Source organism: Burkholderia sp. BE12 (assembly GCF_002959955.1).
Taxonomy (GTDB): Bacteria; Pseudomonadota; Gammaproteobacteria; order Burkholderiales; family Burkholderiaceae; genus Burkholderia.
The window spans coordinates 293,294-318,830 of sequence record NZ_PREY01000003.1; the positions used below are offsets into that span (position 1 = coordinate 293,294).

Annotated in this window: 21 protein-coding genes and 1 pseudogene; 14 read left to right on the plus strand and 8 right to left on the minus strand. The window is 67.6% G+C overall.

Annotation, left to right across the window (positions count from 1 at the left end; all coding sequences use genetic code 11):
* Positions 1-17: 17 nt before the first annotated feature.
* The 7 genes from C4B30_RS05080 to C4B30_RS05110 all read right to left on the minus strand — a co-directional run bounded on the left by C4B30_RS05080 (position 18) and on the right by C4B30_RS05110 (position 8,443).
* Positions 18-2,156 (minus strand): type VI secretion system Vgr family protein, encoded by a 2,139-nt coding sequence (locus C4B30_RS05080; RefSeq protein WP_089502165.1) that lies wholly within the window; start codon positions 2,154-2,156, stop codon positions 18-20.
* Between the two features lie 391 nt (positions 2,157-2,547).
* On the minus strand, positions 2,548-3,057 hold the full coding sequence (locus tag C4B30_RS05085) for an OmpA family protein (RefSeq protein ID WP_089502166.1): 510 nt from the start codon (positions 3,055-3,057) through the stop codon (positions 2,548-2,550).
* Positions 3,058-3,143: 86 nt separating this feature from the next.
* Entirely contained in the window at positions 3,144-4,412 is a 1,269-nt protein-coding gene (locus tag C4B30_RS05090) for a diguanylate cyclase domain-containing protein (RefSeq protein ID WP_105131919.1), read from the minus strand.
* Positions 4,409-5,116 (minus strand): YfiR family protein, encoded by a 708-nt coding sequence (locus tag C4B30_RS05095; RefSeq protein ID WP_089502168.1) that lies wholly within the window; start codon positions 5,114-5,116, stop codon positions 4,409-4,411. The genes C4B30_RS05090 and C4B30_RS05095 overlap by 4 nt, the downstream gene beginning before the upstream one ends.
* Before the next feature lie 324 nt (positions 5,117-5,440).
* A complete protein-coding gene (locus tag C4B30_RS05100; RefSeq protein ID WP_089502169.1) occupies positions 5,441-5,635 on the minus strand; it encodes a hypothetical protein in 195 nt (64 codons plus the stop codon).
* Positions 5,636-5,700: 65 nt separating this feature from the next.
* Positions 5,701-7,947: a xanthine dehydrogenase family protein molybdopterin-binding subunit gene (locus C4B30_RS05105; RefSeq protein WP_089502170.1), complete on the minus strand. Its 2,247-nt coding sequence runs from the start codon at positions 7,945-7,947 to the stop codon at positions 5,701-5,703.
* A gap of 1 nt (position 7,948) precedes the next feature.
* Positions 7,949-8,443, minus strand: a complete 495-nt coding sequence (locus C4B30_RS05110; RefSeq protein ID WP_027781256.1) for a (2Fe-2S)-binding protein — start codon at positions 8,441-8,443, stop codon at positions 7,949-7,951.
* Between the two features lie 129 nt (positions 8,444-8,572).
* Between C4B30_RS05110 and C4B30_RS05115 the strand changes: the two genes are divergently transcribed.
* The gene (locus tag C4B30_RS05115; RefSeq protein ID WP_027781257.1) at positions 8,573-9,466 is read left to right on the plus strand and encodes a LysR substrate-binding domain-containing protein; all 894 of its coding nucleotides are present in this window, start codon (positions 8,573-8,575) and stop codon (positions 9,464-9,466) included.
* 1 nt (position 9,467) lies between these two features.
* On the opposite strand, the gene C4B30_RS05120 is transcribed toward C4B30_RS05115, so the two are convergent.
* Entirely contained in the window at positions 9,468-10,358 is an 891-nt protein-coding gene (locus C4B30_RS05120) for a LysR substrate-binding domain-containing protein (RefSeq protein ID WP_027781258.1), read from the minus strand.
* A gap of 241 nt (positions 10,359-10,599) precedes the next feature.
* Here C4B30_RS05120 and C4B30_RS05125 point away from each other — a divergent pair, with 241 nt between their 5' ends.
* The 13 genes and pseudogenes from C4B30_RS05125 (at position 10,600) to C4B30_RS05185 (ending at position 25,537) form a co-directional block, all read left to right on the plus strand.
* Positions 10,600-11,502, plus strand: coding sequence for an amidohydrolase family protein (locus C4B30_RS05125; protein WP_089502171.1), 903 nt, complete (start codon positions 10,600-10,602; stop codon positions 11,500-11,502).
* 36 nt (positions 11,503-11,538) lie between these two features.
* On the plus strand, positions 11,539-12,444 hold the full coding sequence (locus tag C4B30_RS05130; protein WP_027781260.1) for an amidohydrolase family protein: 906 nt from the start codon (positions 11,539-11,541) through the stop codon (positions 12,442-12,444).
* An 81-nt stretch (positions 12,445-12,525) separates the two neighbouring features.
* Complete coding sequence (locus tag C4B30_RS05135; RefSeq protein ID WP_089502414.1) at positions 12,526-13,920, plus strand: UbiD family decarboxylase; 1,395 nt, start codon at positions 12,526-12,528, stop codon at positions 13,918-13,920.
* Positions 13,917-14,519 (plus strand): UbiX family flavin prenyltransferase, encoded by a 603-nt coding sequence (locus tag C4B30_RS05140; RefSeq protein WP_089502173.1) that lies wholly within the window; start codon positions 13,917-13,919, stop codon positions 14,517-14,519. Before C4B30_RS05135 ends, C4B30_RS05140 begins: the two co-directional genes overlap by 4 nt.
* Positions 14,516-15,616: a CobW family GTP-binding protein gene (locus C4B30_RS05145; protein WP_089502174.1), complete on the plus strand. Its 1,101-nt coding sequence runs from the start codon at positions 14,516-14,518 to the stop codon at positions 15,614-15,616. The genes C4B30_RS05140 and C4B30_RS05145 overlap by 4 nt, the downstream gene beginning before the upstream one ends.
* Positions 15,617-15,677: 61 nt before the next feature.
* The gene (locus tag C4B30_RS05150; RefSeq protein ID WP_089502175.1) at positions 15,678-17,051 is read left to right on the plus strand and encodes a nucleobase:cation symporter-2 family protein; all 1,374 of its coding nucleotides are present in this window, start codon (positions 15,678-15,680) and stop codon (positions 17,049-17,051) included.
* 81 nt (positions 17,052-17,132) lie between these two features.
* Positions 17,133-18,515 carry an amidohydrolase family protein gene (locus tag C4B30_RS05155; protein ID WP_105131920.1) on the plus strand — a complete coding sequence of 461 codons (1,383 nt, stop codon included), beginning with the start codon at positions 17,133-17,135 and terminating at the stop codon, positions 18,513-18,515.
* A pseudogene (locus C4B30_RS05160) lies at positions 18,512-18,817 on the plus strand (Asp/Glu/hydantoin racemase); the annotation flags it as partial. The gene C4B30_RS05155 and the pseudogene C4B30_RS05160, both read left to right, overlap by 4 nt.
* A 137-nt stretch (positions 18,818-18,954) precedes the next feature.
* Positions 18,955-19,842 carry a LysR family transcriptional regulator gene (locus tag C4B30_RS05165; RefSeq protein WP_089502177.1) on the plus strand — a complete coding sequence of 296 codons (888 nt, stop codon included), beginning with the start codon at positions 18,955-18,957 and terminating at the stop codon, positions 19,840-19,842.
* A 171-nt stretch (positions 19,843-20,013) separates the two neighbouring features.
* Positions 20,014-21,468, plus strand: coding sequence for an N-acyl-D-amino-acid deacylase family protein (locus tag C4B30_RS05170; RefSeq protein ID WP_105131921.1), 1,455 nt, complete (start codon positions 20,014-20,016; stop codon positions 21,466-21,468).
* Positions 21,465-22,805, plus strand: a complete 1,341-nt coding sequence (locus C4B30_RS05175; RefSeq protein WP_089502179.1) for an MFS transporter — start codon at positions 21,465-21,467, stop codon at positions 22,803-22,805. The genes C4B30_RS05170 and C4B30_RS05175 overlap by 4 nt, the downstream gene beginning before the upstream one ends.
* A 28-nt stretch (positions 22,806-22,833) precedes the next feature.
* Positions 22,834-24,177 carry an amidase family protein gene (locus C4B30_RS05180; protein ID WP_089502415.1) on the plus strand — a complete coding sequence of 448 codons (1,344 nt, stop codon included), beginning with the start codon at positions 22,834-22,836 and terminating at the stop codon, positions 24,175-24,177.
* 118 nt (positions 24,178-24,295) lie between these two features.
* A complete protein-coding gene (locus C4B30_RS05185; RefSeq protein ID WP_089502180.1) occupies positions 24,296-25,537 on the plus strand; it encodes an NAD(P)/FAD-dependent oxidoreductase in 1,242 nt (413 codons plus the stop codon).

The window sequence follows — 25,537 nt, forward strand, 5'->3', positions numbered from 1 at the left end:
GGCTGGTTTCGTTCGACTTATTTGTTGAGATCGATGCGCTGTCCGTTGACCATCACGCCGTCGTCGGTCATCAGGATCACGGAGCCCTTGTGCTCGAGGCGGATGCCTTCGGGCGCGAGCGAGATCGAGCTGTCCTGCACCTTCAGCAGGATGCCGCGCTCGGCCATGTAGACCTGCGTGCCGCCGCCACCGTCCTTCGCCGGCGTCGTCACCTCGACGGCAGTCGCCGTGGTGCTGCGCTTCTCGGCGATCGTCTCGGTCAGGTTGCCCTGCGGAATCTGCTTTTCTTCGCTGCCCGTCGCCACGAGGACGGTACGCATCGGTCCCATCACCTTGTGCGTCTCGTTGTTCTCGACGACGGTGTTCATGTCCTTCTGCGCGTGCATGAAGAATTCCTGCATGCCGTTCGTATCGGTCATGCGGATCTCGTTCGACCCCTGCCCCTTGTGCGTCTGGCTCTTGATCCCCATCGTCTGGCCAGCGGCACCGTGGTACGGGTTGCCCTGCTCGCCGTTGAACACGCGGCCGACGATCACCGGGTTATCCGGATCGCCTTGATTGAACGCCACCAGCACTTCCTGCTTGATCCGCGGAATCGCGGCCGCGCCCCAACCGTCGCCCGCCCACGGCTGCGACACGCGCACCCACATCGAATCCGAGCCGTCCTTCTTGCCGCGCCGGTCCCACGGGAAATTCACTTTCACCGCGCTACCGTTCGTATAAATTTCCTCGCCCTTCGGCCCGACGACGATCGCCGACTGCGTGCCGTGAATCACCGGCTTCGGCGTCGCGCGCGGCGCACGGTACGGAATCTTCTTCGGCAGCAGTGCGAAGCTGTTGCGGTACGGCAGCTTCGCGCTGTGCTGCGTGTAGTCGTTCACCGCCTCGTGACGCACGTGCAGGATCACGTATTCCTGATTGTTTTCGAGGACGGGGTGATTCGCCACGTTGACGGCGCCGGCCGTCGTCATGCGCCACGCGTAGCCGCCGCCGGTATAGCGATGGGCCTGCACCTCCTCGGCCTCCATCGCGAAACGGGCGTAGCGGTTGCCGTCGTCGCCGTGGTCGTACAGCGACTGGTGCTCGAACCGCTCGGTCGCATCGAGCCGCGCGTGCTTGAGGTTTTGCGGCCCGGCCTCCACCAGCATCAGCGGCGACGACGGATTCTGGTGATTGAAGTCGCGGAACGTGACCTTGCCGACGCCGAAGCGCCGGCCTTCGTGCAACTGGTCGATGCCGCCGTCCTCGCTGGCCTCGGTCGAGGCGAACGGCACGGTCGCGAGCCCGTCGATCGGGCGGAACAGCAGGTTCGTGTCGCCGATCACGAGAAAGTGCTTGTCCTTCTCGTAGCGGTGGGTCCAGACGAGCCCCTCCTGCTCCATCAGCCGCGCGCAGAAATTGTAGTAGCTCTCCTGGTACATCACGACGTACTCGAGCGGCTTCTGGCTCGTCCGGATGTCGAACGAGAAATCGGAAAAACCGTGTTCCTGGAAGATCTCGGTGAGGATGTCCTGGGCGGTCTTGTTCTGGAAGATCCGGCAATCGGTCGAGCGCGTCAGGAACCAGAACCACGGCACGGCCGTCAGGTGGTATTGCGTGACGTTCCCGGGGTTGCCGGCGCGGTCGAACGACGCGACGTAGCCGTCGAAGTAACGATCGCCCTCGACCGCACCCGACGCCACGACGCGTTCGAGCGTCGACAGGCGCGCCTGCTGATCGAAGCGGATCTTGACCTGTTGGCCGATCAGATCCTCCGGGCGCAGGTCATGGCGGTGCGACAGCAGGTCGAGATGAATTTCCGGCAAGCGGTTCACGTGCTCGTCGACGACGGCCGCGCTGACCAGCAGCACATCCGGGCCGAGCGGTGTATCGAGCGTGACGTAACGGTTGAGCTGGGTCAGGCGCGCGGGGTTGGCTGCGCCGTTGATCGCTTCGGCAATCGCGCCGGGCGTCTTGTCCATCAGCGAGAAGCCGGTCTGCGCGAGCTGCATCGCGCGCTGGACGGTGTCGACGTGCCCGGCCAGGCCGGCGAGCGGCCCAAGGCTGCCGGCCACACTCGATGCAACCGGGCCGGCAAGGCCGCCGAGCGCGCTCAGGGAGCCGAACGCACCGCCGCCCAATCCAGTGGGAATACCCCCGTTCGGAGCGAAACTCATTCTTGTTCCTTGCGTGTGATCTCAGGTTCCATCGGCCGGTTCGCCGGTCCGCGGCTTCGATAATGTAGGGTAAAACCCGACTGCTTGAAAGTCTTCCGCAAACGTTTGCTTTCCGGCCCTTAAAACTGAAACCTGGACCGGCAGCAGAGCGCCTGAACGCAGGTCGTCCACGGCCAAGCAGCGCGACGGTCGGCAATGAAAACCGTGCCGCTGCGTACCTCGATAAGCCGGACAGCCCGGGACACCACGACGATCAACGGATGCTCGGATGTTTGCGTGACAACGGTAGGAAACAGTTGAAACTAACCGACCTCATGCCGGGGTCAGTGTTTGAACGAACATACTGCCTACCGGTGGGCAGTCGCGTCATCGCGATCGCGGCGCACTTTCCTCACCGCGGCGAAACCACAATCGCCGCCCGCCGGTTCTGCGCCCTCCCTGCCGGCGTCTTGTTATCCCCTACCGGATCGCGCTTCCCTTTCCCGACGATCGCGATCCGCTTCGCATCGAGTCCGACGTCAACCAGTTCAACGGCAACGACTTCAGCCCGCCGCCTCGACAACTCGAAATCGTAAGCAGCCTCCCCCTCGTCGTCCGAGTACCCGTAAACCCGCACCCCGTTGATCCCCGCCGATCTCAACGTCCGCCCGATCCGTTCGACGATCCGCCGAACATCCGGCTTGAGGTTATACCGGTCGAAATCGAACAGAATCGGCCCGATCGAGCCGAACTCGAATCCCTGCCCGGTCTCCTGGAACCCGGCCGACTTCAATGCCGTGACCTGCGTCTGCGTCAGCCCGCGATGAAGCGGCGGCGCCTTGCAGCCCGCCAGCAGCATGCACAGCAGCAGCGCACTCCCGACGCACATCCGCCCCATGCTCACAGGAAACGAGTGGTTCATTTCACATCCCCTTCCATCGCGCCCGCGCTGCAAGCGCTTCTTTTAACCGCCGCCGCGGCCTCGCCCGCAGCGCGAGTCGATCAACGTCACACCGGCCCTGCAACGCTCTCCGCCAACCGCCACGATCCCGGCCGCGCGCGCTTGGCGCGGTACATCGCGATATCCGCCGCGCGCAGCAAGCTGCTCGCGTCCGACGCGTGATCGGGATACAGCGCAACGCCGGCACTCATCATGGTGGCCACCACGCGGCCGTCGGACAGCTCGATCGACGGCGCCATGCCGGACAAAATCTCGTCGGCGATCCGGCACACGCTGCCCGCTTCGGGCACCGCCGCCAGCATCACCGCAAATTCGTCGCCGCCCAGGCGCGCGACGAGATCGGCCTCGCGCACCCGCGCGCGCAGCCGCGACGCGATGCCGATCAGCACCGCGTCCCCGGCGTCGTGACCGAGACAATCGTTGATCTCCTTGAAGCGGTCGCAGTCGAGATACAGGACGGCGACCCGCTGCCCCGTCAACGTGGCATCGCAAAGCGCAAGTGCGAGGCGCGATTCGAACTGCACGCGGTTGGGCAAGCCGGTGAGCGCATCGTGCGTCGCCTTGTGCTCGAGCGACGCGTTCTCGTCGCGCAGCGTGTTCTGCCAGTCTTCGAATTCGTCGAGCAGCGCGTTGAAGTCGTCGCCGAGCTGGTTCAGTTCGGCGATCGCCGCGGACTCGACGCGCCGCCCGAACGCACGCTCGCGCCGCACCGCGTGCGCGACGCCCGCCAGCGCGCGCAGCGGCGAAACGATGTCGCGCAGCAGACGCTTCGAACTGACATACGCACCGAACACGCTGAAAGCGAGGCAGCCGAGAATGCCGCCGACGCCGCCGAGCAGGAAGCCGAAGAACTGATGTCCGCGCCCGCGCACGACGACGTGACCGACGATGATGCCGTCATGCGTGACCGCGGCGGTAACCGGCCCAGGCAGCGCCGCATCGGCGACGGTGCGCTCGAGCCGCGCGATCCCGTTTCCGGCCGGCAACTGCCACGTCGCGAACAGTTGTCCCTTGCTGTCGGTGACGACTACCTGCGCGACGTCCTCGTCACCGGCGATCATCCCGATCGCCTCGTTCGCCGCGATGCGATCGCCGAACACGAGCGCCGCCTCGACCGTATAACCGAGCGAGCGCGCCAGCAGGTTCAGGTTGTTGCCGGCATACGCACGCAACGCGATCACGGCGACGACGATCAACGACACAGCGGCCATCGCGACGGCGACGAACGCGAGGCGCAAGTGCGCGCGTCGCAACACGCTTTGCAGCGTCGGGCGCGGCAGGCGCGAAGCGGAAACGGGGGGTGCGGACCGTGTCATGGCGCCACCGGCCGTCGTGCGAGATTGAGGACGTTCGGGTGCACGCGCACGCCGCTGCGCGCGACGGCGTCGAGATTGATGTCGAAGGTGACGCGTTCGCCGTCGACGTTGAGACAGAACATGCCGCCTGCGGTGCAGGACGGATCGTGCTCCGAGATCGTCAGGACCGGATGGCCGGCCACCGCTACTCTCACCCGTGTTTTCTCGTCTTCGCTCAGGGTGCCGAGATAAACGACGTCGCAGACCGTGCCGAGCGCGGGATCGTCGAAGCGCACGCGCTGCACGTCGAGCAGCGTCGAGCCGGCCTGCAGCGTGTCGGTCAGCCCGCGCGCGTAGTCGGGCCGGCCTGTCACGCAAAGATGCAGGCGCACCGGCGTCGTCGGCCAGTGCGTGAAGCTGATGATGCCGAGCACGACCTGACGCACGGCCGTGTCGTGTGACGAAATGGCGGGATCGAGGGAATCGGCGGGGCTCGCGACGGCGGCGATACGTACGGTGTCGGGCGGGTCGTCCGCATCGGCGGTTGCCCCGGCGAGCATGGCGGGCGCAGCGCTCAGAACGCAAACGATTGCGAGAAACGCGTGGCGCAGCGAAGCGGTTCGGCCAAGCCGGCCGGACGCCGTCCGCGCGGCCATTGCCGCCGCGCCCGTTGGCGTCGCTGCAGTCGCAAAACTGGCTGCGGACGCGCACACTTTCGCATCCATGATGGGAACATCCGCTGGCGTCGGTCCCGACGCTGCCTACTGCCTCCCTCCATGCGCGTGCAGGTACCGAATTACGCGCATGATTCCTTCATCTTAGGTAGAAAGTCGCGTGGGAAACCAGTGGGATACACCCGGGAGAAATGGTGGGAAGTATGGGGAATTGGGGCTGTTTTAGATGATTTGGGGGAGTGCGGCATCCGTCGTCGGTTCAGTGCCAACGCCTGCGAATTGATCAGCGGATTGGATGCGCGGCTGTCTCGAACTTCATATGGTCTTACGTGGCGAGCCAGATCGTTTTCCAGTGCATGGGGCTGCCGTCTGCAACTACCTCGACTGATCTTGCTCGTCGTCCTTTACTTTGTAGCTGTCGCGCGCCTTCTTGTAGCTGTTGTCGAACGGTTTTATCTTCAGCATATGCGCTCTACTTGCGTATCCACCAACGGCCACGACTCCAAATCCGAACAGCAGCAAAAAACCTCCAAACGGCGCGCGTGGAACGTACTTGTATGCGGCGAACATGATTGCACCGGACGCAAATACTTTCTCGCGTCCGGTGCGTGCGCTGAACCACGATGCTTCCGCGCTTACCCCACCGCCGACAAATCAAACGGCGTCTCCCTCAACCGCTTTCCCGTCAGCCTGAACACCGCATTCGCGATCGCCGGCGTCACGGACGGGCTCGACAGTTCGCCCACACCGCCCGGCTTCGCAGGATCGCCCTGCACGATATGGATATCGGTCGCGGGCATGTCGTTCATCCGCATCACGCGATACGTATCGAAGTTCGACTGCTGCACGCGGCCGTGCCGGAATTCGATGCGGTCGGACGTCGCGTGGCCAAGCCCCCACATCAGCCCGCCGTACAACTGTTCCTCGACACCACCCGGCGATACCGCGATACCGCAGTCGGCCACGCACGTCAGCTTCTCCACGCGTACTGCGCCGTCCTTGCGCACCACGCGCGCCACCACCGCGACATAGCTGCCGTACGCCTGATTCGTCGCAATACCGAGCGCGACACCGTCCGGCAACGGCTGCCCCCATCCCGCACGCTTCGCCGCCTCGCGCAGCACGGCCGCATGACGCGGCCGGCCGCGCATGTGCGCCAGTCGGAATTCGACCGGATCGCGCTTGGCCGCATGCGCGGCCTCGTCCATCACCGATTCCACCGCGAACACGTTCGGGATATAGCTGACCGCGCGAAACCAGCCGGTCGGCACGCCGGTCTCCAGACGAACCCAGCCGATGTCGCGATGCGGCGCCGCATACGCGAACTCCCATTTCGTGATCGCTTCGGTCGTGCTGAAATCCATCCGGTCCGGCCGATTCAGATAGCCGGGTTCCCACTGCTCCGGCGATGCGGGCATCACGCCGCGCAGCCACAGCGATGCTAGATTGCCTTGCACGTCGAGCACGGCCCGCGCGCGGTGACAACTCGCGGCGTGATAGAACAGCGCACGCATTTCGTCCTCGCGGCTGTTCATCAACTTCACGGGCTTGCCCGTCTTCAGCGCAAGCCAGGTCGCCTCGAACAGCCAGTATTTCGATTCGCGCGCACCGAAGCTGCCGCCCGACACGAGCTCGTGCAGCGTCACGCGATGCGAAGGAATGCCGCCGATCACATCGGCCGCTTCCATCGCGGTCGACGGTACCTGCAGCCCGCCCCAGTATTCGATTCCGCCGTTGTGCGCCCACACGGTGACGTTGATCGGCTCCAGCGGGTTCGCCGCCTTGTGCGGCATCGCATACGACGCTTCGATCATGCGTACGCCTGACGCGGTGGCCTGCGCGGGATCGCCGTCCTGGATCGTCGGCACGGCGCGCGCGGCCGGATCGTCGACCCAGGCGGCCTGGCGGGCAGCGAGCGTGCTGCTGTCGAAGGTCTCGAACGGGCTGTCCTCCCATTCGATCTTCAGCGCGGCCTGCCCGCTATGCGCGGACCAGTAGTCGTCGGCCAGCACGGCGACGCCGGCCTGGTTGCCGCCGAGCACGTCGGGGCGCGGCGGAATCTGCAGCACGTCGCGCACACCGGGAACCGCGAGCGCGGCTTTCGCGTCGACGCTGCGCACGCGACCGTCGATCACCGGCGCGCGTGTGACGACCGCCACGAGCATCCCCGGCAGCGACACGTCGAGGCTGTACGGAAACGAACCGTCGGCCTTCTGCGCGGCGCCGCGCTTCTCGCGCAACTTGCCGATATAGCGGAAATGCGCGGGATCCTTCAGCGCGACCTGCTTCGGCGCGGGCAACTGCGCGGCCGCCGACGCGAGCGCACCATACGTTGCACGACGTCCGCTCGCCACATGCGAGACCGCACCGTCGCCCGTCGTGCACTCGGACAAGGGCACGTTCCATCGATGCGCGGCCGCTTCGACGAGCATCGCGCGCGCGGTTGCGCCCGCGTGGCGCAGCCGGTCGTATTCCAGCGCAACGCTCGTGCTGCCGCCGGTGGAGAACACCTTCCACAGCGGATGGATATAGTCGGCGAAGAACGGATCTTCCGGCGTGATCACGTCGACCCTGAACGGATCGACGTCGAGTTCCTCGGCGACCACCGCCGCGAGCGCGGTGCGCGTGCCGGTGCCCGAATCGTGTTTGTGCACGACGAGCCTGATCGTGTCGTCGGGGAGCACGCGTACCCACGCGTTCGGTTCGAACTCGCCGGCGGACGGATGCGGGTCGCCGCTTGCCGATTGATTGCCCGCCATGGCGTCGGGCATCCGGAAGCCGATCGCGATGCCGGCCGCGAGCAGCGCCGTGCCTTGCTTGAGAAAACGTCGGCGCGGCGTATCGTCGGCGCGTTGCGCATCCTGTGCGTGATCGTCGCGCATGTCACGCCTCCTTTGCAGGTTCGGCGGCGGCCTTCAACGCGGGATCGCCCGACGCAGCGCGCTTGATCGCGCGATGAATCCGCGCATACGTGCCGCAGCGGCACACGTTGCCCGACATTGCCTGCACGATCGTCGCATCGTCGACCGGCTGCCCGCCCTTCAGCAGCGCGGCGGCCTGCATCAGTTGCCCCGGCTGGCAATAGCCGCATTGCGGTACGTCTTCCGCGACCCATGCGAGCTGCAGCGGATGGCGCCCGTCCGGCGACAGCCCTTCGATCGTCGTCACGCGCCGCCCGTTCACGGCGACGGCAGGGATCAGGCAAGACCGCACGGCCTGCCCTTCGAGATGCACGGTGCATGCGCCGCACAGGCCCTTGCCGCAGCCGAACTTCGTGCCGGTGAGCTTGAGCCGGTCGCGCAGCACCCAGAGCAGCGGCATATCCTCCGGTACATTCTCGAGCGAATGGCGTGTATCGTTCACGACGATGTCGATCATGCGCTGTCTCCTGATTCGCGTTCATGGTGTCGGCCCGCGTCCGTTGCGCGGTTTCGAAGCATTATCGAAACGCGATGCGCGGGCACGCCAGCGATCATTTCGTCGATTCCCTGTCAGTCGGACTAACAGATGCTCAAGCGATACCCTTCGATCCAGTCGATGCAGGCGTTTCTGCAGGCCGCGCGGGTCGGCAGCTTTTCCAGCGCGGCGCGCCAGCTCTCGCTCACGCACAGCGCGATCAGCCAGCAGATTCGCTCGCTCGAGGAATTCATCGGCCAACCACTGTTTGCGCGGGCGGGCGGCCGCGTGATCCTGACCGATGCCGGGACGCTGTTCGCGAACCAGTTGTCGGACGGCCTAGAACAGATCGATCGCGCACTATCGTCGGTGAAGGGGCGCACGACCGGGCCGTCGATCCGGCTCGACGTCGATCCGGAACTGATGCAGGGCTGGCTGCCCGCGCGGCTGCCGGAACTGATGCGCACGCTCGACGGCGTGGCGCTGATGGTGCTGTCGGCGCCGCGTCACGACCGCGACGCGTTCGATCGCGTCGATGTGGCGCTGCGCTACGGCTACGGGGAATGGGAAGGCGTCGACAGCGCGCTGGTCTGCCCCGACCGGCTGACCGCAATGGCCGCGCCCGCGCTGCTCGAACGCTATGGACTCACCGCGCCGCTCACGCCCGAACAGGTGCTGGAACTGCCGTTGCTCGGCTATACGAAGCGTTCGTGGATTCCATGGCTCGAAGCAGCCGGCCTCGCGCCGGTCGAGCCCGATACGGTCGCGGTGTTCGACAACGCGGCAGGGCTCGTCGCGACGCTCGCGTCAGGGCTCGGCGCCGGGCTGGTGCGCGGCCTGCTCGCCGCCGACGCGCGCCGCGACGGCCGGCTCGTCGAACTGTGCGCGATCGCGATTCCAACGCACTACAACCTCCATGCGATCTGGCCGCGCGAGCGGCGTGCGCGCGTGAAGCCGCTGATCGACGCGATCGGCGCGCTGGTCGCGCAGTCGCTCGCACCCTGACTCACGCGCTGAATTCCGCCGCGACCTCACGCACGGTATCGAGGAACGCGGCGAGCACCGCGGACGTATCGTCCGCGCGGTAGCGCGCCTGCAGCGACACCTCGAGCGCCGGCGGCAGCAGCGGCACGAACGCGACACCCCCTGTCGAAATCTGCCGCGACGACGCCGGCAGCAGCGCGACGCCCAACCCTTCGCGCACCAGCGACAGCAGCGTGTGCACCTCGACCACCTCGTGCACGATCTGCGGCGTGAAGCGCGCTTCGACGCAACTCTGCTGCAGGAAGCGCGCCAGTTGCGAGTGCCGCAAGCCGAACGACACGAACTGCTCGCCAGCCAGCTCGCCGAGCGCAATCGCATCGCGCGCCGCGAGCGGATGGCCGAGCGACAGCACGGCCACGGCCGTCTCGCGCACGACGATCTCGCTGCGGATCGACGGATCGTCCTGGAACAGCCGGAAGAAACACACGTCGAGCCGCTTCTCCTTCAGCGCGTCGATCTGCACGGCTGGCGTCATCTCGTGCAGCGACCAGTGCACCTGCGGATGACGTTCGGCGAACACGCGCAATGCACGCGGGATCGGCGCGACCATCGCCGAACTGATGATGCCGACCGCGAGGCGGCCCACTTCGCCGCGCCCCGCGCAGCGCGTGAGATCGATCGCGCGATCGAACTGCGCGACGATCAGCGGCACCTGCTCCTTCAGTGTTTTCCCTGCCTCGGTGAGTTCGACGCGATGCTGCGAGCGCACGAACAGCGCGGTGCCGAGCTGCTCTTCGAGCAGCCGGATCTGCTGGCTCAGCGGCGGCTGCGAGATATGGAGCCGCGCGGCTGCGCGCCCGAAATGCAGTTCGTCGGCCAGCACCGCGAAGTAACGCAACACACGCATGTCCATATCGCAAACGTATCAAGAACGTCAGTAAAAAATATTGTACAGAGGGCAATTGGCTGGTGACACTCGGTCTCAAGCAGCAGTGCACGTCGCAGTGTGTCACTCGATGCCGGCGAGGGGAAGGCGCCAAAAAAGGCGCCTTGAAAAAGGCCGCGTGAATCCGACCGACAGGGTCGCTTCATCGACGTGCCTGCCCGCGAACCGGCAACCGGTTCCCCCGGTTCCTCTCAAGGAGATCGAGTAGATGATCATCGACACCAGCTGTTACCCGACGAATCTCGTCGACCTCGCGTGGCGTCACGACGGCCCGCCGTTCACCGGCGAGCGCCTGATCGAGACGATGAACGGCCCGTTTCTCATCAACGGCAAGCCGCGCCGCATCGACAAGGCCTTCATCCAGCCGCCGCAAGGCAACACCATCTATACGTATACCGACGGCGAGAAGTCGGGCACCGAATCGATCGACGCGTACATGGCGTACACGGTCGAAATGGTGCGCAGGCACCCCGACCGCTTCATCGGCTGCTTCGTCTACAACCCGCGCTGCGGCGTGGAGAACGGGGTGAACGCGATCGATCACTACGTCCGCAAGCTCGGCTTCAAGATGGTGCAGTTCCAGGCCAACATGCACGCGTACCGGCCCGACCGCGCACTCGACTGGCTGCGCCCCGCGCTGAAGAAATGCGCGGAGCTCGGCGTGCTCGTGAAGCTGCATACCGGCGACGGCCCGTACAGCATCCCGACCGAATGGGTGCCGATGATCAAGGAATTCCCGACGGTCAATTTCATCATGGCGCACTTCGGTGTGCAGACGGGCGGCGTCTACTGCTTCGAGCCGTTCCAGCTCGCGATGGATCTGCCGAACGTGTATTGCGAATCGGGCTGGTGCCTGCAGTCGCGCATCGTCGAATTCGCGAAGGTGCTGCCGAAGCACAAGATCCTGTTCGGCTCCGACACGCCGCCGAACGAACCTGGAATGTGGCTGCGCCTGCTCGAAGTGCTGTGCTTCGAACCGCCGCAAGGGATGAATCTCGACGAGGACACGCTCGAGGATTACCTCGGCAACAACACCGCGCGAATGATCGGTCTCGAACCGACGCCCGCACCGCGCACCGTCGACGAAGCGAAAGCGTTGCTTGCCGCCTGACGGCCGCGCCCTCTTATCCCGATTCCGGAGCATTGCATGATCATCGATACGCATCTGCACCCGACCAACCTCGTCGACGAGGCCTGGCGCCACACCGGCGAGCCGTTCACCGGCGAACGCCTGCTGAAGATGATGGACGGCCCGTACATCATCAACGGCAAGCCGCGCCGCATCGACATGGGTTTCATCCAGCCGCCGCCGGGAAACACCGGCTATCGCGACGGCAACCGCCGCGGCCGCGACGGCATCCGCGACTACATGGCGTATATCGCCGAACTCACGCAGAAATACCCCGACCGCTTCATCGGCAACTTCACGTACAACCCGCGCTGGGGCCCGGAAAACGGTGCGGCCGAGCTCGAATTCCACATCAAGGAATACGGCTTCAAGATGGTGAAGCTGCACGCGAACATGCACGGCTACCGGCCCGATCGTGCGCTCGACTGGCTGCGCCCGGCGATGAAGGTCTGTGCGAAGTACAACATCGTCGTGCTGATCCACACCGGCGACGGGCCGTACACGATCCCGACGCAGTTCTACCCGATCATCCGCGAGTTTCCGATGGTGAACTTCATCATCGGCCACTTCGGGATCCAGACGGGCGGCAACTACTCGTTCGAAGCGTTCTGGATGGCGATGGACACGCCGAACGTGTACTGCGAATCGGGCTGGTGCTACCAGGCGCGGATCGTCGAGTTCGCGCGCGAGCTGCCGCGCAACAAGATCGTGTTCGGCACGGATTCGCCACCGAACGAACCCGGCATGTGGCTGCGCGAGCTGGAAATGCTGTGCGGGCCCGCGCCGCAGGGGATGGATCTCGATGAAGACGGCCTCGAGGACTACATGGGCAACAACATCGCCCGCCTCGTCGGCATCGAACCGACCAAACCGCCGAAGGATCTCGACGAAGCGGAGAAGCGCCTGACGGCGACCTACGTGTAACGCGCCGGCGGCCGGATCGCGCGCCGTCGCAAGCATGCGCGCGGTCCGGCCGTTCCTCTTCCGCATCCGATGGAGTGCATCATGGCGTCCAGCCTTTTCGCCGAGCAGCAGGATTTCCACCACTTCGCGAACGCATATCGCGAACGTTTTCCGGACGACGTGCTGACGATTGCGCAGCCGCTGTCCGCCGACCAGGACGTCACGGCCGTCGTCGCGTCGCTCGCCGCGCGCGGCCGGCACGAGATGCTCGTCTGCGAGCGCGTCGACGGTCTCGCCGCGCCGCTCGTCACCAACGTGTTTGCATCCCGCACGCGCATCGGCCGGCTGTTCGGCGTCGATGCGAATGGCCTGTTCGACGCGTGGCAGCAGCGCGCGAACGCGCCCGTCGCGCCGGTCGTCGTGCCGCACGGCCCGGTGCTCGGCCATGTCGTCGAAGGCGATGCGGTCGATCTCGCACAGTTGCCGATGATCCGCCACTTCGAAACCGATCGCGGGCCGTATGTGACCAACGCGGTGATCGTCGCCGAAGATCCGATGACGGGCATCGCGAACCTCAGTTACCACCGCTCGATGCCGCATGCGCGCAACGCACTGGCGACGAGCCTGCATTCGCGCGGCCATCTGTGGCGGATGCTGCAAACCGCCAAGGCACGTGGCGACACGCTGAAAGTCGCGATGGTGATCGGCGCGCATCCGCTGTTCATGCTGGCCGCCGCCGCGCGCCTGCCGTTCGGCGCGGACGAGCGCGCGATCGCCGGCGGCCTGTTCGGCGCGCCGCTGCAACTCGTGCGCACGCCGCGCCACGGCATCGGCGTACCGGCCGCCGCCGAGTTCGTGCTCGAAGGCACGATCGATCCCGACGCGCATGCCGACGAAGGGCCGTTCGGCGAATTCACCGGCTACTCGTCGGACCGCTCGACCAACAACGTGCTGCGCGTCGACACGATGATGCGCCGCGACGACGCGTGGCTCGTCGACGTGGTCGGCGGCCCGTACGCGGAACACCTGACGCTCGCGCGGCTGCCGCGCGAAGCCGAGATGAGCGAGAAGCTGAAAGCGCGCTTTCCCGCGGTCACCGCGATCCACTATCCGAATTCCGGCACGCACTTCCATTGCTACGTCGCGCTGAAACAGACACGCGACGGCGAAGCGCGCCAGATCATGCTCGCGCTGCTCGGCTGGGATCCGTACCTGAAGAACGTCGTCGCGGTCGACAGCGACGTCGACATCACCGACGACGCGCAGGTGCTTTGGGCGATCGCGACGCACTTCCAGCCGCATCGCGACCTGTTCGTCGTCGACGGCCTGCCCGGCAGCCCGCTCGATCCGTCGTCATCCGCTGACGGCACGACGTCGCGAATGGGCCTCGACGCGACGCGCGGCTCGCGCTTCGACGGCGTGCGTGCGCGCGTCGGCGACGCCGCGATGCAGCGCGCCGCGCAGGTCATCGCAGCGCTCGGCGGAGCCGCGCGATGAGCACGCGCCGGCTCGTGGTCGGCATCAGCGGCGCATCGGGCTTCGTGTACGGAATGCGGCTGCTCGCGCTGCTGCGCGAACTCGACATCGAGACGCACGTAGCCGTGTCGCGCGCCGCCGCGCTGACGATGGCGCACGAGACCGATTTCAGGCTGTCGGACATCACGGCGCTCGCCAGCGTGCTGTACCGCGGCGACGACATCGCGGCACCGATTTCGAGCGGCTCGTTCCGTACGCTCGGGATGATCGTCGCGCCGTGCTCGATGAAGACGCTCGCCGAGATCGCGAGCGGCCTGTCGTCCGGCCTGATTTCGCGCGCGGCCGACGTCGTGCTGAAGGAGCGCCGCCGGCTCGTGCTGCTTGCCCGCGAGACGCCTTACACGCTCACGCACCTGCGCAACATGGCGGCGGTCACGGAGATGGGTGCGATCGTCGCGCCGCCCGTGCCGGCGTTCTATGCGCGCCCCGCTTCGCTCGACCAGATGATCGACCACACGCTCGGCCGCGTGCTCGATCTGTTCGACCTCGATTCCCGCACCGTCCATCGCTGGAAAGAAAGCGAATTGCAGCCCAACCGACTCAACGGAGACGCATCATGACCCACATCCACACCACCCACAGCGACGTCGAGAAGATTCCGGTCACCGTGCTCACGGGCTTTCTCGGTGCGGGCAAGACCACGCTGCTCAACTACATCCTGCGCGAGAAGCACGGCCGCAAGATCGCGGTGATCGAGAACGAGTTCGGCGAGATCGGCATCGACGGCGGCCTCGTGCTCGAATCGACCGAGGAGATCTACGAGATGACGAACGGCTGCGTGTGCTGCGTCGGCGCAGTGCGCGAGGATCTGGTGCGGATCGTGCGGATGCTCGTCGAGCGGTCCGATCGGCTCGATCACATCATCGTCGAGACGAGCGGCCTCGCCGATCCGTATCCGGTCGCGCAGACCTTCTTCCTCGACGATCCGATCGCGAAGGAAGTCGCGCTCGACGCGGTCGTCACGATGGTCGACGCAAAGCATATCCGCGCGCACCTCGACGATCTCGTGCTCGACGGCCGCGACAACCAGGCCGTCGACCAGATCGTCTGCGCGGACCGGATCGTGATCAACAAGGTCGATCTCGTCACGTCGCCGGACGTCGATGCGCTGACCGCGCGGCTGCGCGAGCTGAACACGACGGCCGAGATCGTTACGTCGAGCTACGCGCAGGTCGATCTCGACCGCATCCTCGGCATCGGCGCGAACGAATTCGCGCAGATCCTCGTCGAGAGCGACGGGCTGCGGGCGGATACGCCGGCGAGCGAACACGAGCATGGCCATGAGCATGAGCATGAGCACGGCCACGACGATCACGCGCACGACGACCACGACCATCACGAACACGACGAAAGCGTATCGTCGGTCGGTATCGAGATCGATGCGGACGTCGATCTCGATGCGCTCGAAACGTGGCTCGGCGAACTGCGCGCCGCCGATACCGCGAACCTGTTCCGGATGAAAGGCATCCTCGCCGTGCAGGGCCGCGCGCAGCGCTACGTGCTGCAGGGCGTGCACGGCGTGATCGAACTGCGCGCCGCGCAGGCGTGGGGGTGCGAGCCGCGCTCGTCGCGCATCGTTTTCATCGGCCGCGATCTCGATCGCACCGCACTGACCGACCGTTTCCATGCCTGTCTCGCCGCCTCGATCGCGGCCTGACGGGCACGCCGGGCGGGCGCGCCACGCACCCGCCCGATAACGAACCTCAGGAGACACGCCCATGAACTCTGCTTCACATCCCGTCGATCGGGTCCTGCCGCGCCGCCAGATGCTGACGCTCGGCCTGCAGCACATGCTCGTCGCCTATATCGGCGCGATCGCGGTGCCGCTGATCGTCGCGTCGGCACTGAAGATGTCGCCCGCCGACACGACCGTGCTGATCAGCACTGCGCTGTTCTGTTCCGGCATTTCGACGATCCTGCAGACAGTCGGCGTCTGGAAGCTCGGCGTACGCCTGCCGATCCTGCAGGGCGTCGCGTTCAGCAGCGTCGGCCCGGTGATCGCGATCGGCCTCACGCCGGGCGTGGGCTTCGCCGGCGTGTGCGGCGCGGTGATCGGTGCGGGCATCATCACGACCTTCGCGGCGCCGCTGGTCGGCCGGCTGCGCCGCCTGTTCCCGCCGGTCGTGACGGGCTGCATCGTCACCGTGATCGGCCTGCAACTGTTTCCGGTCGCATACCAGTGGGCCGGCGGCGGCGACGCTGCGAAGCTGCAGTTCGGCGAGCTGTCGTTCCTCGCGGTCGCGCTCGTCGTCGCGGTCGTGATCCTCGCGGTCAACCGTTTCGCGAATGCGTTCCTGCGCAACCTGTCGGTGCTGATCGGGCTGGTCGCCGGCAGCCTGCTCGCGATCGCGCTCGGGATGGGCAACTTCACGAACGTTGCGGCCGCGCCGTGGTTCACCGTGCCTGTCCCGTTCCACTTCGGCACGCCGGTGTTCGCGATCGTGCCCGTGCTGACGATGGTCGTCGTGATGATCGTGCAGATGGTCGAATCGATGGGCCTGTTCGTCGCGATCGGCGACATCGTCGAGAAGCAGGTGAGCGAGGAAGATGTCGTGCGCGGCCTGCGCGCGAACGGCGTCGCGAGCGCGATCGCCGGCACGTTCGCTGCGTTCCCGTTCATCGCGTTCATGGAGAACGTCGGGCTCGTGATCCTGACCGGCGTGCGCAGCCGCTGGATCGTCGCGGTCAGCGGCGTGCTGATGTGCGTCGTCGCGCTGGTGCCGAAGATCGGCGCGATCGTCGCGTCGACGCCGTCCGCCGCGCTCGGCGGTGCGGGTATCGCGATGTTCGGCGTGGTCGTCGCGGCCGGCGTGCAAACGCTCGCGAAAGTCGACTTCGAAGGCAACCGCTACAACGTGTTGATCGTCGGCTTCACGATCGCGACCGCGCTGATTCCGGTGATGGCGCCGAAGGTGTTCGCACACATGCCCGACTGGACGCAACCGTTCCTGCACAGCGGCGTCGTGCTCGCGTGCCTCGTGTCGGTCGCGCTCAACGCACTGCTCAACGGCGTGCCGGCGGCCGAACCGGTCGACGTCCACGCGCATCACGACGCCTCGCACCGCAGCCCGATGGCGCGCGAGTGCGACTGATCGGCAGGCGCCGCGCGCGGCAACGTGCCCGCGCGCGGCGCGTGATGGCCAACCACTATCCGAATCCGAGGAGACCCAAGCATGAGCCTTCCCTCTTCTTCGCTGCTGATCCGAAACCCCGTCGCGGTCATGAGCGGCCGCGCCGGCGACGCCGCGCGGCTCGGTCAGACCGACCTGCGCATTCGCGACGGCCGGATCGAATCGATCTCGCCCGATCTCGCGCCGCTCCCCGGCGAGCGCGTGATCGACGCAAGCGATTGCGTCGTCTACCCAGGCTGGATCAACACGCATCACCACTTGTTCCAGAACCTGTTGAAAGGCGTGCCGGCCGGCATCAACGCGGACCTGCAGGAATGGCTCGCGGCCGTGCCCTATCCGCGCGTCGCGCGCTTCACGCCGGCACTCGCGCGCATCGCCGCGCGGCTCGGCTTCGCGGAACTGCTGCTGTCCGGCGTGACGACCTGCGCCGATCACCACTACCTGTATCACGCAGGCGGCACGACCGAGACCGGCGACCTGCTGTTCGACGAGGCGGCCGGCTTCGGGATGCGCTTCGTGCTGTGCCGCGGCGGCGCATTGCAGGCGGCCGGCGACCATCCGGGCTTCGCCGGCACTGCGCTGCAACCCGAGACGCTCGACCAGATGCTCGCCGACATCGAGCGGTTGAAGGTGCGCTATCACGACGCGGGCAGCGCATCGATGCGCCGCGTGGTCGTCGCGCCGACCACACCGACCTTCTCGCTGCCGCCCGAACTGCTGCCCGAGGTGGCGCGCGCCGCGCGCGGCATGGGCCTGCGGTTGCATTCGCACCTTTCCGAGACGACGCGCTACGTCGATTTCTGCCGCGAGCGCTACGGCAAGCTGCCCGTCGAATTCGTCGCCGATCACGAATGGCTCGGCCCCGACGTGTGGTTCGCGCACCTGGTCCATCTCGAAGCGAACGAGATCGCGATGCTTGCGGAAACGGGCACCGGCTGCGCACACTGCCCCGTCAGCAACGCGCGGCTCGGCAGTGGCATCGCGCCCGCGCCGCGCATGGCGGCGGCCGGCGTGCCGGTGTCGCTCGGCGTGGACGGGGTCGCGTCGAACGAATCGGGCAGCATGACGCACGAAGCGAATTTCGCGTGGCTCGTGCATCGCGCGGCGCACGGCGCGTCGGCAACCACCGCCGAGGAAGTGCTGCACTGGGGCACGCAGGGCGGCGCGCGCGTGCTCGGGCTCGATGCGGTAGGCACGCTCGAAGTCGGCCAGGCCGCCGATCTCGTGCTGTACGACGTGAGCGGCCCGCGCTTCAACGGCTTCCACGATTATGCGATCGCATCGGTCGCGGCCGGCGAGCCGGCGCCCGTGAAGTACAGCATCGTGAACGGCCGCATCGTGGTGGACGACGGCGAGATCCCGGGCCTCGACCTGCCCGCGCTGCGCCGCGCGGCTGTCGACGCGGTGCGGCAGTTGCTCGACTGAACGGGGGCCATGCAACGCATTCACGTATCCGCATCGGTATCCTGACGCCGTCGTCGAACACCGCGCTCGAACCGCTGACGACCGCAATCGTCGCCGAACTGCCGAACGTCAGCGTGCACTTCGCGCGCTTCACCGTGACCGAGATCGCACTGAGCGCGGCCGCGCTCGACCAGTTCGACGCCGAGCGCATTCTCGTCGCGGCGCGGCAGCTTGCCGATGCGCGTGTCGACGTGATCGGCTGGAGCGGCACGTCGGCCGGCTGGCTCGGCTTCGAGCGCGACGCCGCGCTGTGCCGCAGCATCGAGATGCGCTGAGCGGATCGACGCGCGCGGCTGCGCCCGCGCGCCGATCGTGCCGCCCCGCGATTTCGACGACAATGACCGCTTGATCGCGGCGCGTCGTTCCGTGCCGTCGAATCGGACACGGAGCGCCCAGCGTCATGAAAGTCGAAAACTCGGAACTCGAAGCGTTCGTCGCCGTCGCGGAGCTCGGCACGTTCCACCGCGCCGCGGAGAAGCTGCACCTGACGCAGCCGGGGCTGTCGCGCCGCATCCAGAAGCTCGAACAGGCGCTCGGCGTCGAATTGTTCCATCGCACCACGCGCAGCGTGACGCTGACGGGCGTCGGCCGCCAGTTCCTGCCGATGGCGCGCGAGCAGATCGCGCAGCTCGGGATGATGCTGTCGTCGATCCAGGAGATCGCTGAAAAGCGCTACGGCAAGGTGCGGCTCGCGTGCATCCCCACCGTCGTCGCGCGGGCGCTGCCCGACGTGCTGCGCCGCTACGCGGCCAGGTATCCGCATGTCGCCGTGCAGATCCTCGACGGCAATCACGACTTCGTGCTGTCGCAGGTGCGCGCGGGCATCGCCGAATTCGGCGTGAGCCTGCACCCGGGCGACGACGACGATCTCGCGTTCGAGCCGCTCTTCACCGACCGCTACGTGCTCGCGGCCCATGAGGACGACCCGCTCGCGCGCGCCGACGCCGTCACGCTCGGCGAATTGCGGCACGCGAAGCTGATCATCGGCGGGCGCGACAGCGGCAACCGCCTGCTGCTCGAAATGCTGATGGGCCAGGAAGCCGTGCGGACCCGCTGGTTCTACGAGGTCGAGCACATCTCGTGCGTCGCGGCGCTCGTGGCGGCCGGCGTCGGCTGCGCGATCCTGCCCGAGAGCGCGCTGCGCGCGTACGGTTCACCCGCCGTGCGCGCCGTACCGATCGCGAGCCCGACGATCGAGCGCACGGTCGGCATCGTGCGGCACCGCACCATCTCGATGTCCAGCTTCGCGAGCGACCTCCAGGCCCTGGTGAAGGCGTCGCTCGCCTGACGCTCACGAACCGCCCGCGGGCGCGGCGCCGCCCGCATTGATGCCGGTTTCGCATGAATCGCGAGCCGAACGGCATTGGACGCCCGAAAAATGGCCGGGGACGATGGTGGCCGATACGAACGACGGAAACGGGCAACGCTCCGGGTCCGGACGGATTCCGGAGGAGCCACCATGCATTTCGATGTAATCCTGCGGCGCGGCGAGCTGATCGACGGCACGGGCACCGCGCGCTTCGACGCCGATCTCGGCGTGACCGGCGCGCGCATCGCCGCGATCGGCGACCTGAGCGGCGCGACGGCCACGCACACGCTCGACGCGAGCGGCCTGGTCGTCGCGCCGGGCTTCATCGACAGCCACACGCACGACGACGCGTTCGTGCTGACCGATCCCGACGTCGAACCCAAGGTCGCACAAGGCGTCACCACGGTGATCGCCGGCAACTGTGGGATCAGCCTCGCACCGCTGCTCGCCGAACGCGAAGTGCCGCAGCCGCTCGACCTGCTCGGCGCGTGGCAGGCGTTCCGCTTCCCGTCCTTTCGCGCGTATCTCGACGCGCTCGATGCCACGCCCGCCGCCGTCAACACGGCGGCCCTCGTCGGCCATTCGACGCTGCGCGTGCGGCACATGGCCGATCTCGAACGCGCGGCCGACGCGGCGGAAATCGCCGCGATGGCGGCCGACGTGCGCGAAGCGATGGCGGCCGGCGCGTTCGGCGTATCGTCGGGCACCTTCTATCCACCCGCCGCCGCCGCGACCACCGACGAGCTGATCGACGTGTGCGCGCCGCTGCGCGACACGGGCGGCGTGTTCGCGACGCACCTGCGCGACGAGACCGACGCGATCATCGCGTCGCTCGACGAGGCGTTCTCGATCGGCCGCGCGCTCGACGTGCGCGTCGTGCTGTCGCATCACAAGGTGGCCGGCAAGGCCAATCACGGCCGCTCGATCGAGACGCTCGCGCACATCGACGCGCAGCGGGCGCGGCAAGCGCTGTGCGTCGACTGCCATCCGTATCCGGCCACGTCGACGATGCTGCGCGCCGACCGCATCGGCCAGTCGTCGCGCGTGATCCTCGCGTGGTCGAAGCCGCATCCCGAGCTCGCGGGCCGCGACTTCCACGACCTGCTGCCGCTGTTCGGCGATTCCGTCGACGCGGCGATCGACGCGCTGCGCCCGGCCGGCGCGATCTACTTCGTGATGGACGAAGCGGATGTCGAACGCATCATGGGCCACGCGCTGACGATGGTCGGCTCCGACGGCCTGCCGAACGACACGCGCCCGCATCCGCGGCTGTGGGGCACCTTCCCGCGCGTGCTCGGCGAGTTCTCCCGCGAGCGCGGCCTGTTCCCGCTGGAGACGGCGGTGCGCAAGATGACGGGCCTCACCGCCGAGCAGTTCGGGATCGCTGAACGCGGCCGACTCGCGGTCGGCCACTACGCCGATCTCGTCGTGTTCGATCCCGCGCGCGTGATCGACCGCGCGACCTTCGCGAGCCCGACGCTGCGCCCCGACGGCATCGAGCATGTATTCGTCAACGGGCAGGCCGTACTCGCGGACGGGCGCCACACCGGCGCACGCCCCGGGCGCGCGCTGCGCCGCATCCTCTCCAGCCGGGAGTCGTCATGACACATTCGAACGGCACGGCCTCGCCGCGCGGCCTGCCATCAGCCGCCGATGCGCGCGCGGGCGCCGCTACACCCGACGTCGATGCGTTGTATGCGCGGTTGAGCCGCCGCATCATTCCGCTGATCCTCGTGTGCTACTTCTTCGGCTATCTCGACCGCGTGAACGTCGGGTTCGCGAAGCTGCAGATGGTGATGGACCTCCACCTGTCGGATGCGGCGTACGGCGTCGGCGCGGGGCTGTTCTTCGTCGGCTACCTGCTGCTGCAGGTGCCGGCCGGCTGGCTCGTGCAGCGCGTCGGCGTGAAGCGCTGCCTCGCCGGGTCGATGCTGACCTGGGGCGTGGTGTCGATCGCCACGCTCGCCACCCGCGACACGGCCAGCTTCTACGCGCTGCGCTTCCTGCTCGGCGTGACGGAGGCCAGCTTCTTCCCGGCCGTCATCGCGTATTTCAGCGTGTGGTTTCCGTCGCATCGGCTGTCGAAGGTGATGGCGCTGCTGTTTCTCGCGATGCCGCTCGGCGTGATCGTCGGCGGCCCGCTGTCCGGCTGGATCATGGACGCGACGCACGGCGGGCTCGGCCTGCGCGGCTGGCAATGGATGTTCCTGCTCGAAGGGCTGCCGGCCGTCGCGCTCGGGCTGGTTATGCTCGTACGCGTGACCGAACGGATCGACGACGCGACGTGGCTGACCGACGCCGAGAAGCGCACGGTCCACGCGGAAATGGCGCAGGAGGCGGCCGGCAAGCGTACGCAACTCGGCGCCGCGCTGCGCGAGCCGACGCTGTGGATCCTGTTCGCGACGTCGTTTCTCTATAACGTCGGCAACTACGGGCTCGTGTTCTGGATGCCGACGATGATCAAGTCGCTCGGCAATCTCAGCAATCTCGCGATCGGTCTCGTCAGCGCGATCCCGTATCTCGTCGCCTCGGTCGCGATGGTCGCGAACGCGCAGCATTCGGTGCGCACCGGCGAGCGGCGCTGGCATACGGCGCTGCCGGTCGCGATCGGCGGCGTCGCGCTGCTCGCGAGCCTCGGGATGCGCACGCACCCCGTGCTCGCGGTCGCGTGCCTGACCGTCGGCGTGGCCGGCATCATGAGCACGCTCGCGATGTTCTGGAGTTTGCCGTCGCGGATCCTCGCCGGCGAGGCGGCCGCGGGCGGCGCGGGGCTCGTCAACATCGGCGCGGCCGTCGCCGGATTCGTCGGCCCGACGCTGATGGGCTATGCGAAGGGTTTGACGGGCAGCACGGAATTCGGCGTCGCGCTGCTCGCGTTCACGCTGTTCGCGGCGGCGGCGCTGATCCTGTCGATTCCGCGCCGGTTGATGGCGCAATCATGAGGTGGTGCGCATGAGCACGGCGCCGTCGATGCGCAGCGCGCTCGCGCTGGCGGCCGAGGTTCGCGCGGGGCGTATCGGCGCTGAGTCGCTCGTGCAGGCCGCGCTCGCCGACATCGCCGCGCACGACGGCGCGATCCACGCGTGCGCGCAGACGTTCGACGAACGGGCGCTGCGTGACGCGCGGCGTATCGACCGGTGCGTACAGGACGGGCGCGACCCGGGCCCGCTCGCCGGCGTGCCGTTTCTCGTGAAGTGGAACTTCGACGTAGCCGGCTACACGACGGTCGCGGGATCGCCCGCGCGCGCCGCGTTGCCGGCCGCCGCTGCCGATGCGGCGATGGTCGCCCGGCTGTGCGCGGCCGGCGCGGTGCCGGTCGGCGCGACCCACATGGACGAACTCGCGTGCGGCGCCACCGGTGTGAATCCGCACTACGGTTCCGTACGCCTACCGGCGGACCCGACGCGCATGACCGGTGGCTCGTCGAGCGGCTCGGCCGCCGCGGTCGCGGCCGGCTATGTGCCGCTCGCGCTCGGCAGCGACACCAACGGCTCGATCCGCGCGCCGGCCGCGCTGTGCGGCGTATGGGGATTTCGGCCGGGCGACGGGCGGCTATCGCGGGACGGTTGTCTGCCTTATGCCGATTCGCTCGATACCGTCGGCGGGTTCGCGAACGATATCGACGATCTTGCGGCGTTGTACGACGTGATGCTCGGCGGTGCGGTGACGTTGCATGCGCAACGAATGCGCGCACCGGGCACGCAGTTGCGCGTCGCCGTGCTGGCCGGCGATTTCGAACGGCACGCCGATGCGGACGCGCAACGCGCCGTGCGGCGCGCGTCGGCTTGCCTGCGCGCCGGCGATTCGATATCGGTCGGCCGTGACGAAGTCGCGCGAGTGCGCGACGCGGCGGTCGTGATCTCGAACGTGGAACTGGCTCGCGCCCATCGCGGGTTGCTCGATGCGCCAGCCGCGCTCGTCTCCGAGCGCCTGCGGTCGCGCATTGCGGCCGGCCTCGCGACGACTGACTCGGCCTATCGGGAAGCGATCGCCTGTCGTGCCGCGTGGCGCGCGCGCCTCGAAGCGCTGTTCGCGCACCACGACGTGCTGATCGCGGCCGCGACACCCTATGCCGCGCCGCGCTTCGCCGACGCGACCGTCGACGTCAACGGCGAAGCGCTCGAACCCGCGAAGACGCTCGGCCTGCTCACTCAGCCGATCTCGTTCGCTGGTTTGCCTGTCGTCAGTGCACCGTGCTTCCTGCCGGGCGAGTTGCCGGTGGGCGTGCAGTTGATCGGCGCGCCGGGGAGCGAGGCCGTTTGCTTCGACGCCGCACGGCAGTTCTCGGCCGCCTGGCGGAACATGCGTCGTTAGCACCGGCACCCCTTGGTGCCCCGCGCCGCCGCGAGTATGCTTGCAGTTCGAATGCCCCCAACCTTGGCGCGCACACCGCATCGCGGGCAAGCGCACCGCCAACCGTCTTTCATCACCCATGGATTTCGACGTCATCGTTCTCGGCGCCGGCATCGTCGGCGTTTCCGCCGCGCTGCACCTGCAGGATCGCGGCCGCAAGGTCGCCCTCGTCGATCGCGGCGCGCCCGGCGAAGGCACGAGCTTCGGCAATGCCGGGCTGATCGAGCGCTCGTCGGTCGAGCCGTACCCGTTCCCGCGCAGCCCGTTCACACTGATGCGCTATGCGTTGAACCGCTCGACCGACCTCTACTGGCACAGCGCGTCGCTGCCCGCGTTCGCGCCATGGCTCGCACGGTTCTGGTGGGAATCGGCGCCGCTGCGTCACGCGGCGGCGTCGCGCGACATGCTGCCGCTGATCGAACGCTGCATCGTCGAACACGATGCGCTGATCGCGCGGGCCGGCGCCGGCGAACTGATCCGCGCGAGCGGCTGGCTGGAAGCGTTCCGCACGCCGGCCGCATTCGAACGCGGCGTGGCCGAGGCCGGCCTCACCGCGCGCCGCCATGGGCTCGGCATCACGCCGCTCGACGCGGCCGCGCTGCTCGCCCACGAACCGAGCCTCGCACCGGGCTTTTGCGGCGCGCTGCACTGGCTCGACCCGAAAAGCGTCGTCGATCCGGCCGCGCTCGTCAAAGCATATGCGCAGCTCTTCGTGCAAGGCGGCGGCACGTTGCTGACGGGCGACGCCGCAAGCCTCGACGCGCTGTCGCCCGGCTGGCAGGTCCGGACCGACGACGGCCCAGCGGCCGCGCCGGCCGTCGTGGTCGCGCTCGGCCCGTGGTCCGACACGGTGTTCGGCAAGTTCGGCTACAAGATCCCGCTGCGCGAGAAGCGCGGCTATCACATGCACTACGCGCCGTCCGACCGCGGCGTACCGTCGGCGCCGATCGTCGATCGCGAATACGGTTACGTGATCGCGCCGATGCGGCGCGGGCTGCGACTGACGACCGGCGTCGAGATCGCGCGGCGCGGGCTTCCGCCAACGGGTGTGCAGCTCGAACGCGCGGAACGCGTCGCACGGCCGGTGTTCGGGTTCGGCGAGCGGCTCGACCCGCAGCCGTGGCTCGGCTTCCGGCCGTGCACGCCCGACATGCGCCCGGTGATCGGCCCCGCGCCCGCGCATCGCGGGCTGTGGTTCGCGTTCGGGCACAACCATCACGGGCTGACGCTCGGCCCCGTCACCGGCCGCCTGCTGGCCGAGATGATGACGGGCGAGGCGACGTTCACCGATCCGGCGCCGTATCGCGCGGATCGCTTCTGA